At 65.2% G+C, this 11,662-nt stretch carries 7 protein-coding genes; 2 read left to right on the top strand and 5 right to left on the bottom strand.

The genetic code is table 11. From position 1 onward, the window contains the following. Positions 1-148 precede the first annotated feature (148 nt). Positions 149-967 (top strand): diaminopimelate epimerase, encoded by an 819-nt coding sequence (dapF, locus tag BDI24065_RS12235; RefSeq protein WP_175031480.1) that lies wholly within the window; start codon positions 149-151, stop codon positions 965-967. 92 nt (positions 968-1,059) lie between these two features. Here dapF and BDI24065_RS12230 read toward each other — a convergent pair whose 3' ends face one another. Beyond that, complete coding sequence (locus tag BDI24065_RS12230) at positions 1,060-1,488, bottom strand: PRC-barrel domain-containing protein (RefSeq protein WP_175031479.1); 429 nt, start codon at positions 1,486-1,488, stop codon at positions 1,060-1,062. Positions 1,489-1,793: 305 nt separating this feature from the next. Continuing rightward, on the bottom strand, positions 1,794-2,510 hold the full coding sequence (gene cblR, locus BDI24065_RS12225; RefSeq protein WP_175031478.1) for a cable pilus system response regulator transcription factor CblR: 717 nt from the start codon (positions 2,508-2,510) through the stop codon (positions 1,794-1,796). Between the two features lie 436 nt (positions 2,511-2,946). Here cblR and BDI24065_RS12220 point away from each other — a divergent pair, with 436 nt between their 5' ends. After that, positions 2,947-5,343, top strand: a complete 2,397-nt coding sequence (locus BDI24065_RS12220; protein WP_175031587.1) for an ATP-binding protein — start codon at positions 2,947-2,949, stop codon at positions 5,341-5,343. 129 nt (positions 5,344-5,472) lie between these two features. On the opposite strand, the gene BDI24065_RS12215 is transcribed toward BDI24065_RS12220, so the two are convergent. The 3 genes from BDI24065_RS12215 to cblC form a co-directional block, all read right to left on the bottom strand. Beyond that, the gene (locus BDI24065_RS12215; RefSeq protein WP_175031477.1) at positions 5,473-7,632 is read right to left on the bottom strand and encodes an ATP-binding protein; all 2,160 of its coding nucleotides are present in this window, start codon (positions 7,630-7,632) and stop codon (positions 5,473-5,475) included. A 7-nt stretch (positions 7,633-7,639) separates the two neighbouring features. Further along, positions 7,640-8,809, bottom strand: coding sequence for a CfaE/CblD family pilus tip adhesin (locus BDI24065_RS12210; RefSeq protein ID WP_175031476.1), 1,170 nt, complete (start codon positions 8,807-8,809; stop codon positions 7,640-7,642). A 75-nt stretch (positions 8,810-8,884) separates the two neighbouring features. After that, positions 8,885-11,587, bottom strand: a complete 2,703-nt coding sequence (cblC, locus tag BDI24065_RS12205; protein ID WP_175031475.1) for a cable pilus usher protein CblC — start codon at positions 11,585-11,587, stop codon at positions 8,885-8,887. Between the last annotated feature and the right edge of the window lie 75 nt (positions 11,588-11,662).

The following is an 11,662-nucleotide window of genomic DNA, read 5'->3' as shown; positions in this document are numbered from 1 at the left end:
CGACAGGGGCGGCTTACAAGCGGATAACTACGTATGCGGAGCTACGTAGAATTACGTAGACACCCGGCGCCTCCGCGACGTCGGGCGGCGATTGATCGCGACCGGCGAGCCACGTACAGTGTTCGCCTGCCTCCCTTCCGGAACCGCCATGCCGATCGGATTTCAGAAAATGCACGCGAACGGCGACGACTTCGCGATCGTCGACCTGCGCGGCACCCCGCATGCGGTCGACGGCCGCCTCGCCCGGCAAATGGGCGACCGGAAGCGCGGCATCGGCTTCAACCAGCTCGCGGTCGTGTCGGACTGCGACGACGCGGCGGCCCGCGTCGCGTTCTGGAACGCCGACGGCTCGCCGCTCGATACCTGCGGCAGCGCAACGCGCGGCGTCGCATGGCAACTGATGCGGGAAATGGGCATGGCGTCGCTCGTGCTGCGGACTCCCCGCGGGTATCTCGTGTGCTCGACGGACGCGCACGGCCTGATCACCGTCGAGATGGGCAGGCCGCTCACCGGCTGGCGGGACGTGCCGCTCGCGGAGGCACTCGACACCCTCGCGCTGCCGCTACCTGGCGCGCCGGCCGCCTGCAACATGGGCAATCCGCATTGCACGTTCTTCGTCGACGATCTCCGCACGATCGATGTCGCGGCGCGCGGCCCGGCCATCGAAACGCATCCGTTGTTTCCGCAGAAAACCAACGTGCATTTCGTTCAGGTCATCGATCGCACGCGTATTCGCCTGCGCATCTGGGAGCGCGGCGGCGGCGTGCCGCTCGGTTCGGGATCGTGTTCGTGCGGGGCGGTCGTCAACGGCATCCGGCGCGGGCTGCTGGATGAAACCGTGCGGGTCGAATGCGACGGCGGTGACGTGACGGTGCATTGGGATGGCGCCGGCAACGTGCTTCTGAGCGGGCCGGTCGCACCTGTATTCAGTGGAAGCTGGTCAGGCGAGCAGACGGCCGCGGCCTGAAGGTCCTGGCCGACGCGTGATCCTTGCAGGCGTGCGATGGGCCGGACCAAGCCCGGCGCATCGCGCGCCGGGCCGTGCAAGTCAGTGCTTGCTTACTGCTTTTCGTCGATCTTCTTCGGCTTCGGCGGCGACGGCACCTTCGCATACTGGAACGCGGGCGTCGCCTTCAGCGCATCCTTCGTCGCACCCGGCAGGTAGATGTTGCCTTTGCGCACGTCGAGCGACGCGATCGGTACCGCGACGTCGTGCGCGGCCACGCCGAGGAAGCCGCCGGCCGACACGATCGCCGCCGACACCGAGCCGTCCGGTGCGACGATCAGGTCGCGCACGGTGCCGACCTTCTGGTTCTCGTCGTTGTAGACGGCCTTGCCGAGCACGCTCTTCTTCACGCTCCAGCCTTCGAGCAGCGCCTGCGATTGCTCGACGGTCACGCTGATCGGCTGCGCACCCGCGATCTGCGCGTGTGCGCTGACGCTCGACGCGAGGACGGTTGCTGCGATGAGGGTCTTGTAGAAAGCCATGCTGTTATGTACTCCTTTTCGGTTGCTGTTGATTCCGGGAGCGAAGCGACGCAGGCGCAACGGCTGATCGGCGGGCGCCCCGCGCTTCGTCGTTGGCAGGGTGGCCGGCCGCGCCACCTCTGCGTGTGTGCGCGGCGAACCGGCATGGCCGAAGCTCGACGTGCAACACGGCTTTCATGGTAGCGACATTCGCCGGATCGTGCGTTCAACGTACGGCATCATCGACGCGGAGGATCGAACGAAGATCAACGACCGTGCGGATGGGCGGTGTGCGTGGCACGGAAGCCGACACCACAGCATCGGAATCAGGAGGTCCGGCCTTCGTCGATCATCTTGCGGGAAGCAAAGAGCTCGGCATCGCTGCGGATACCGAGCTTGCGAAATGCCGATTGCTTTTGCGCACTGATCGTCTTGCGGCTTCGAGAGAACTTCGAGGCGATGTCCGACACGGACATGCCCGCGAGAAAGCAGCGCAGAACCTCGTGCTCGCGCGGGCTGAGGCGCAGGTCACCGGACGAAACCGACTCGGGCGACAGCGTGCCGTCGCCGCTCGCCGCCTTCGTGTCGGCGATGCGCGGGTCGGGCGTTGCGCTCGACTCCATCCGCGCGGCCAGTTCGGCACTGATGTACGGACGACCGTTTGCCACGACACGGATGGCATGCGCAAGCTCGCCGAGATCTTCGCTCTTGCCGAAGAAGCCGAGCGCCCCCGCGCGCATCGTCATGTTCACGGTCGCCGGCGTATCGCTGCTCGACATCATCAGGATCCGGCATTCCGGGAAGCGTGTATTGATGAGCTTGACGAGATTGAGGCCGTCGATCTCGCCAGGACCGAGCGTGTAGTCGAGTAGCACGACATCGGCGTGATTCGCTTCGAGCCAGCGAATCAAATCGCGCGACTTGGCGAAACTCGCCGCCACTTCGATGCCTGTTTTCTCCGTCAGGTAACTGGCGATCCCGTGCTGGACGACGGCGTGGTCGTCCAGGATCACGATCTGGATCGGCTGGTGCTCAGGCCTCATTGTTACCCCTTTCCCTGTTGTAGTACCGCGGCGGACGGTCTAATCCGCTCTTGTCATGGTATGCCGTTCATGGCTATCTCGATTAGCTTACCGACTTTCCGGATAATTTTTAACCCTTTCAGCCAAGCCAGACGGATGTTGGCGGCCATGCTGCTGCGGTGCCGTCGGCAGCCCGGCATCGATGGGATGCTGCGCATGTCGCATAGGTCCGTCACGCGGCTTTGCGCGATTCGCCGATCATCGCGTTGCGTTGCGTTTCCACAACGCGCAACCTAAGATGACGGCCTTGCCGTCCGGCGTTGCCTGCGATCATCACGGCGTTCGGCATGAACTCGCGAGCCCTCCTGTAGCGGCCCGCCCAACAACCTGGTGAAACCACGTGAGCAAGGGGAATGTGAAACGACGCGCCGTCCTTGCGGGTCTGCTCGTCTGGCTGATGCCCACGTTTGGATGGGCGAGCAACGACCCGCAATTCACCGCCGAAGAGAAGGCGTGGATTGCCGCGCATCCGGTGGTGCGAACACGTATCGATTCGAATTGGCGCCCGTTCGAATTTCGTGAGCACGGCAAAATCGTCGGTGTCGTGCCGTCGTATCTCGACGCCGTTTCACGTGCCAGCGGGCTGCGCTTCGAATACGTCGATATCCCATGGGCCGGCTCGTACGACGCACTGATGTCCGGGAAGATCGACATGGTGCCCGACGTGTCGAAGACTTCCGATATATCGCGGTACCGCAACGGCGCCATCGTCGGTCAACCGTACTTCGTCGGCACGATGTTCGTCGTGGCATCGGAGCGCCTGAATCAGTTCGTCAATTTCCGAAACCTGGCTGGCCGACGAATCGCGATCAAGGGGAACGGTGGACTCGAATACGCGATTCGGCAAAGCGGCCTACCGGTGACCCTGCTGACGTATGACGACGAGCGCGACGCACTCGCGGCCGTCGCGAACGGCAGCGCCGACGTCGCCATCGGTCCTGACATGTCGATTCTGCCGCTGCTCCGCCGCCAGTTCGAGGGGGAACTGTTCGTCTCGGGCGGCCTGCCTGACCGCCCGTACGCGCTGGCCATGGCGACCCGCAGCGATACGCCGTTGCTCGCATCGATTCTCGACAAATCCCTGGCAGCAATTCCGGCACGCTCGAGCGAGCAGATTCCGCGCCAGTGGATCGAATCAGCCGATTACGGCAAGCCAACGCTCCAATCAATTCTCTACTATCACCGCTGGCAAGCCACCGCGGCCGGCGCGACCTTGCTTGCGCTGGCCGCGATCGCATTCGTTTCGTGGCGGGCGCGCGTCGCGGCGATCCGCAGCGAGCGGGACAAGGCGATGTTTCTCGCTTTCATCAGCCACGAGATTCGTACGCCCATGCATACGATCCTGTCGTCGCTGGAACTGCTGCAGCGCTCCAAACTGGCACCGAAACAGGCCGGCCGTGCCGATGCCGCCATCGCTGCATCGGAATCGCTGCTGACACTGCTCGACGACATACTCGAATACTCCCGGCTCGAATCGCGCAACGTCACACTCGCGCCAGAGCCCACGCATATCGCGCCATGGGCGCGGCGCAGCGTCGACATGGTGCGCTGGCGGATCGACGAAAAAGGCCTGAACCTCAAACTCGAGCTCGCTTGCCCCACCGATCTGCATCTGCCGATCGATCCGGTACGCACACGGCAGATCGTGCTGAATTTGCTCGTCAACGCGATCAAGTTCACGTCGGCAGGCTCGATCACGTTGCGCGTCGACTATCTCGACAACAAACCGAAGCAGGCGGGCTCGCTCGTGATCGAGGTCCGCGATACCGGTATCGGCATCCCGCCCGAGCGCCAGCGCCGCATTTTCGATCCCTACCAGCGCGTCGAACAGCCGGGAAGCCGCCGCGTAAGCGGCAGCGGACTGGGCTTGTCGATCTGCCGCGAGCTGGTCAGTCTGATGCGCGGCGCCATTACCGTCAGCAGCAGCCCCGACAAAGGCACGGTCTTCACGGTGATTCTGCCAGTACCACGTACCACGCCAACCGCAACGCCGGCCACGATTGCACACGTCCCCAGCCCCGCATTCGTGCCGCCAGCGGCCGAAACCGAACATGCAGGGAGCGACGCAACGCCACGCACCGACACGGGGCCGGTGATTCTCGTCGTAGACGACCACGAGGCCGTTCAGCACGCGGTCCAGCATCAGCTCGAGGCGCTCGCGTACCGCTCGACCGTTGCCGGCAACGGCGAGCAGGCGCTCGAGGCGTTCGAGCACACGTGTTACGGTATGGTGCTGCTCGACTGCGACCTGCCCGACCTCGACGGCTACACCGTCGCGCAGCGCATGCGCGCCAGCGAACAGCGGCGCCGGCAGCCGCGCACACCCATCATCGCCATCTCCGCCTCGACAGACGATGCGCATCGCGCCCGCTGCTTCGACAGCGGGATGGATGGCGTGCTCGGCAAGCCGCTGCGACTCGACGTGCTGTACCAGATGCTCGATCTGTGGTGTCCGACCGACGATACGAATGAGATCGTGCAGCCCGATCAGGCGCTGCCTGCGTCAACGCAGGACTTTCGCGCAATCTACCGACGAAGCGTCGATGCGGATCTGGCTGCGCTTGGCGCCGCCCTGTCGTCGGACGATGCGGCTGCGGCACGTCATGCGGCGCATCGGATCAAAGGCGCCGCGGCGATTGCCGGGCACGCCGAGACGAGTGTGCTGGCCGCGGAACTGGAACAGCAACTGCACGCCGTGTCCGACGGAATTTCGTCGGACGTCCATGCGCTCCATCGTGCGTTGTTGAACCGGCATCGCACCGACACGGACACGACAGGCAGCGCGAGCGAATAGACCGGATGACCTCCGGCACCGACAACGCCCTGGCCGACCGCTGTAGAAGCCTCGATGTTCGACCATGCACGCGCGTCCCTGCAGGAGACACCGGGTCGCCTCGTGCGTCGAAGCCGGCCCGCGACGGCCTTATGCCGCCGATGATTCGTCGGCGCCGACATCCGCGTACCCCGGACACCACATCGCGATCATCTGTCTCAGCGCCTCGAGCCGCAGCGGCTTGCCGAGCACACCGTCCATCCCGCTATCGAAGCAGCGCATCTTGTGTGCATCGCCGGTGACGGCCGAGATCGCGACGATCGGAACATGCCGGAGCTGCCGCGCGGCTTCGTCCTGCCGGATCATGCGTGCAAGCGCATAACCGTCGATGTCCGGCAGATTGCAATCGAGCAGCACCAAGTCCACGCATCCGTCCGCGAGCCGCCGCAGCGCCGCCTCGCCCGACCCCTCCGCCAGCCCGATGCAGCCCAGTTCCTCGCACTGATCCAGCAATGCGGCCCGAACCGCTTCATGGTCGTCGACGATCAGGATCCGCGACGCCTCTCGGCACGCCCGCGCGTCCGGTGCGGCCCCCCGCGCGGGAACCGGAGCGGGGACGGAAGGCAGCGGCACCAGCCCGACCTCCGCCGCAAAGACCGGCAACTGCACCGTGAAAACCGTCTCCACGTGCGGCACGCTGTCGACGGTGATCGTGCCGCGCATCAGCGTGACGAGCTCGCTGCAGATCGCGAGTCCGAGCCCGCTGCCTTCGACACTCTGTTGCGCGGACCGACCCGCCTGCCAGTACGCATCGAAAACATGTCCGACGCGATCCGGCGCGATACCGATGCCGCTATCGCGCACCTCGAAGCGCAGCACGCCGCTGCGCCCGTGGCGCGCGGCCACATAGCGGACACGCAGCGCGACGGCGCCGGCCGGCGTGAAATTGATCGCGTTGACGAGCAGATTCAGCACGATCTGGCGCACGCGCACTGGATCGATGACGACACATAACGACGGTGGACCCGAAACATCGAGTGTCAACGCAAGCGCCTTTCGCTCGGCACGCCAACGCACCATGTCGACGGCTTGTCTGGCCCACGACGCGAGTTCGACTGTCTGCAGCGACAGCGTGACCTTGCGCGACTCGAGGCGCGAGTATTCAAGGATATCGTCGAGCAGCGTCAACAGCGTTCCGGAAGCCGATACGGCCGCCTCCACGCGGCCGGCCTGCTGTACGGAAAGCCGCGAGCGCTGCAGGAATTCGAGCGACGACAGGACAGTCTGCATCGGCGTGCGAATCTCATGGCTGACGAACGCGAGGAACATCGCCTTGTCGCGCTTGCTGCGGATGGCGGCCGCGCGCGATTTCCACGACAGGTAGGCGAGCAGCGCGAACGCGAGCAGCGCCACGGCAATCGCGAACACCACCGGCGCACGATAATGCACGATCGAGCGGATCGTCGGTTTGCCGTAGTCACCCAGTTCGATCGCATCCCGCGTGATTCCGGCCGTCTCGCTGACGGGGATGGCTGCGAGCGACTTGTCGATGATCGATGCAAGAATCGGCAGGTCGGAGCGTGTGAGCATCGCGAGCGACACCGGGCGGTCGGCCAGCATGCCGGACATGTAAAGCTGGCCGGTGAATTGCCGGCGCATGATGGGCAGGATCGTAACGTCGACGCCGAGCGCGGCGTCGGCTTCGCCGTTGGCGACCGCACCGAGCGCGAGTTCTTCGGAGTCGAACGTCAGCACGTCGAGCGGCACGCCGCTGTGACGGACGAAGTACTCGACCGCGCCGCGCCCCTTGATTGCAACGCGGCGGCCCTTGAGCCGTTGCAGGCCGAAGATCATTGCGGAATTGTTGCGCGTCACGACGGTCAGCCGCCCGACCAGATACGGCGAACTGACGAGCGCGCCGGCGCCGATGCGGTCCGGAACCAGTTCGCGCCAGACGCCCGGCAGCAGATCGACCTTGCCGGCGGCGAGCGCATCGTATGCGTGCCCCCATTCCGTGCCCGGCACGGTCTGGAACGAAAGCGCGGTCATCTTCGAGATCGCGTTCAGGTAGCCGGCGACGAGCCCTGCATGCCGGCCGTGGCGCATGTACTCGATTGGATGCCAGTTCGCCTCGACCGCGATATGGACGACCGGGTGCGCGCGCATCCACCGAATCTCCTCATCGGTGAAGGCCGGCTTCTGGCAGGCGGTCGCGGCGCTTGCACCGACCGATGCGCAGAGCAGCGCGACGATCCATGCGCGAAGCAGCCTGTGCCAGATCAGGCGATACCCGAAGAACCTTGCTTCCATGATCGCCCTAGAGACTCGCCGACGACGGCGTGAAGGTGATCGTCAGCTTGTTGCTGTACTTGCCCGGTCGCTTCCAGACCGACTGGAATTCGGGTGTCTCGAGCGTCAGCGGCGTCGGCGTGCAGACGACCGGCACCGAGATGCCCGGCAGCGAGACCGAGCGGCCGGCGCTGTTGTTCACGCCCTGCAGCCGCACGGTTTCGTTGTTCGGCAGCACGATCTTCTTGCCTGCATACGTCAGGCTCGCGGTGTAGTCGACGCGCGACTCATAGGCGCCGCTCTTGTCCGAGGCGAGCAGGACAGAATACTGGCCCTTGTCGCGGCGGTCGATCGTGAGGCCGTCGCTCGCCGACACGTCGAACCACGTGCTCTGCGAGTTGTAGCCGTCGTACAGGCACATGTCGACGTTCGACGTGCCCGAAATCCGGCTGCCATTCGGCAGCGTGCGCAGCTTCAGGTCGACCACGGGTGTCGCGGTCGTGAATTCGGGCAGATAGATCTGGATGTTGTTCCTGTCGGTCGTATTCAGCTTGATCGCCGCCCGGAAGATGGCAATCGTCGACACATTGCTGGCGCCCCACAATCTCAGGTTCAGCCGGAGGTCGGCCTTCCAGGTTCCACCGGACGGGAGTTTCTTGAGCTCCTCCGCGGGAATCTTGACGAAGAGGCTGCGACCGTCCCACGTAGGGGCATTGGTCGGGCAAGTGCCCACGGTAGCCGACTGCGCCATATGAACAGGCGTTCGCCCGATCGATGTGACTTCCGGGCTCGCTTTGCCGTTGCAATCCACGTGCCTGAGGTACGCGCTCTCTCCTTGAAGCGTCAGCACGGCCTTTGCACCGGTCTTTTGCTCGGTGAACGAGAGCCGGATGTCACTCGAATTGCCCGCCGCAACCCATATCGGCTCCGTTGCGCACGCACCGTCCGCCGTGGCAGTGGCCGATTGGCAGGTCCACGAATTTCGCCCCCATTTTTCCGGGTCGGCCGTGTCGTAGCCTCCCGACGCATTGCTGAATACCATCACGTCCCCCTGCGGCGCGCCACGATCCAACGTGGCCTCCACCGTCTCGTTGCGGTCCGCAGGCAGTTTCATGGCTGCCGCCGCATCAAGCGAGAGCACGCCCAGCGCGGCTGCCAGGACAATTGCCCGGCAGCTAATTCGACTGATTTGAATCATTTGAATGGCTGTTCCCTTATGTTCTCGACATCGCCAACGGCAGCGTGCGGCAATGGCCGGCTACCGTCGTGCCTGCTACCGGGCCGTACCGGCCACGCCCTCCGTCCGCTCGCGCATCGACATCACGTACCGGTGCTGCAGCAGCTTCTGTACGCGGGCCTGCTTGCGCAGCGCATCCGGCAGCGCGTCGGGGCCGGCCACATCGCAGCGCACCTTGCCGACCATCATCAGCACGTCCTGCCGGCGCTTCACGTGCAGCGGGCAACGCATCAGCGTCGGGCCATCCACGACAAACAATTCGTTTTCCTTATGGTCAAGTTCGGCAATAAATCCACCCTGGCTGTCGATCGGCGACATCGCGCCGTTGAGAATCACGCTGTCCGACAGCGGCATGCCGCGCGCCGAGAATGCCTGGCCGACATAGGTGTACGTCACTTTCGCATCGACGTCGCGCAGCGCAAGCTGCCCCGGTACCATGAACAGCGTGCGCTTGCCGAGCCCCTCGGTCACGCTCGTCGCGCCGGCGGACGCCCGCGCACCCGCGTCGCTCACTTCGGTCGTCACGGGCGTGAACGCGGACACCGGCAGCAACGCGCGCTGCCCGAACCCGACCTTGATTTTCGTGCTCGACGCGCTGCTCACCTCGGCCGCCATGCCGCTCGCATCGGCACGCTTGCCGACCCTGACGGCGAAGCCCGCGAGCGGGTCCGACTGCGACGCGGACGCGCCCAGGAACACGCCCTGCCGGGCGACCGCGAACGACGACGCATAGCTCGCCGTCACCGAAGGCTGGTTGCCGCCGCTGTCGCGGCTGTAGCTGTTCGCGACGGCACCGGCGACATCGCCGTAGCGCCCCTTCCAGCGGCCCTGCACGGTGCCCGTCAGGCTGTCGGCGCCATAGCCCGACAGGCCGAGCGCGAGTTCCCGATAGGTATCGCCCTGCCAGTTCCAGTTGCGGTCGAGCGTGTAGTTCGTCGTCGTGCTGTTGCGATCCGTGCGCACATCGACGCCCGCCGACGTATAGGCAGACGCGCGCCCCGCCTGCATCGCGGGTTCGGCCATCGACAGCGTCACGCCGACGTAGCCGCCGTACTCGCCGCCGGCGCCCGTGTTGCGGTTCGCATACGCGCCGACGCGCAGGTTCGCGCTGACCTTGCGCCATGTCACGGACCGCGACAACGCAACCTGGAGCGCGCGCGACACCTGGTCGCCCTGACGGACCACGGGTGTTGCCCACGGACGGTCCGACGTATCGACCGACTGGTATAGCGACCGCCCGACGCTCTTGTTGTACGTGTAGCCGAGCATCGCCGACCAGTTTCCGAGCGGAAACGACACGCTCGCGTTCAGCATGTCGTAGCAGCCGACGTCGCGATAGGACACCGCCGGGCCGCTGCACGCCGCGCCGCGCATCTGGTAGCGATACACGCTCCACGACACGCCGTCCGCAAATGAAATCTGCTGCGTGTTGCCGCGCGAACCGTCGTTCCCGATGAAGAACGAACCGCCGGCGGAAAGCACACCCAGCGGGAACGCGTGGCGCCACTCGAGCGCCGTCTCGCTGTATACATGCCGGCCGACGGTCGCGACGCCGCTCGTCAGCGCCATCTCGCGCAACAGCGGAATCCGCACACCGGCCGCCGCGGCCACACCGTCCGGCGCGCCCTGGTCAGCCGCGCGGCCGGCCTGCGCGAACCATTGCCGCGTGCGTGAATTGATGCCGCCGCCGGTCTTCGTGAACGGCGTCGTCTGCGTGCGCACTTGCATGCCGTTCTCGAAAATGCGCAACGTCAGCGGATACGTGCCTTCGGGAAAGCGTGACGTATCGAGCGCATTGACGCCGGCCTTCATGTAGAACGTGCCCAGCAGCTCGTTCCCGCGGTACGCGTCGATGCGCGAATCGCGCGGCAACAGCAGCGTGACCGGCGTGCCTTGTTCGGCGACTTCGGGGTTCACATAAGCCAGCGTCGTGCCGACGCGCACGCCGTCGAGCGTGCCGACCGGCAGCATCGTGAACCCGAAGTTACCCCCGAGCGCGCTCGCGAGGTTGCGGTTGTCCATTCGACCGGCCTGCGCGTAATGCTGCGCGCCGATATCGCGGCGGTAGTACAGGTCCTGCAACTGGACGTGGCTGTCCGATGCGCTCGAATAGCTCGTATGGGTAAAGTTCCAGTTCCCGCCGATGAAACTCTTCGGCGTGATGCCGAGCGCGCCCGTGCCGGACACGGACAAGCTTTCGTATCCGCGCCCGCCCGACAGGTTGATCGTCTGCTGATGGATCAGCGCATTTTCCGTCATCGGCGACGGCTCGCGAAACCGCTGGTCGCGCTCCTCGGTGCTCACCCAGTCGCGCGACAGGAACAGTTCGATATTCCCGTCGCTTTCGTCGTAGATCACGGCCGCGCTGTCCGTGTCGACATACCCGCAGCCGTTCACGCCCGCCTGTCCGGCACACGCGAGGTTGCCGTTGCGCGCCATCGGCTTCGACAGCGCATCGCCGATCAGCGATACATTCGCCGTCGAATCGATTTGCGAGCCGAGCATCTGGACCAGGCGCTCGGGATCCTCGAAGCGTACGGTTTCCGGTGTCACGAATACCCGGATCAGGCCGAGCGGCTTGCCGAGGAAATTGACGTTGATGCGCTCTTCGTGTCCCGTCACGATGTCCTCGAATCCCGGCGGCACGGCCGAGGCGGCGTGTGCGGGGGACGCGAGGTCCATCACACACAAAGCGCTCAGGCACGCGACAACGGTCTTCTTGAGATCGAATGGAATCATGCGGGAATCTGGAAGAATTGCGAAGGACTACCAAAAAATACCGGGCGCGCCGGTCAGGCGCGCCCGTCGATACGG

It is taken from the genome of Burkholderia lata (assembly GCF_902499025.1).
Classification (GTDB): Bacteria; Pseudomonadota; Gammaproteobacteria; order Burkholderiales; family Burkholderiaceae; genus Burkholderia; species Burkholderia lata_C.
This window is presented reverse-complemented; position numbering and strand designations above follow the sequence as displayed.

What these genes read in the sequence shown, in the direction of transcription:
- dapF (WP_175031480.1), top strand. Translation starts at nt 149, where the DNA reads ATGCCGATCGGATTTCAGAAAATGCACGCGAACGGCGACGACTTCGCG.
- BDI24065_RS12230 (WP_175031479.1), bottom strand. Translation starts at nt 1,488, where the DNA reads ATGGCTTTCTACAAGACCCTCATCGCAGCAACCGTCCTCGCGTCGAGC.
- cblR (WP_175031478.1), bottom strand. Translation starts at nt 2,510, where the DNA reads ATGAGGCCTGAGCACCAGCCGATCCAGATCGTGATCCTGGACGACCAC.
- BDI24065_RS12220 (WP_175031587.1), top strand. Translation starts at nt 2,947, where the DNA reads ATGCCCACGTTTGGATGGGCGAGCAACGACCCGCAATTCACCGCCGAA.
- BDI24065_RS12215 (WP_175031477.1), bottom strand. Translation starts at nt 7,632, where the DNA reads ATGGAAGCAAGGTTCTTCGGGTATCGCCTGATCTGGCACAGGCTGCTT.
- BDI24065_RS12210 (WP_175031476.1), bottom strand. Translation starts at nt 8,809, where the DNA reads ATGATTCAAATCAGTCGAATTAGCTGCCGGGCAATTGTCCTGGCAGCC.
- cblC (WP_175031475.1), bottom strand. Translation starts at nt 11,587, where the DNA reads ATGATTCCATTCGATCTCAAGAAGACCGTTGTCGCGTGCCTGAGCGCT.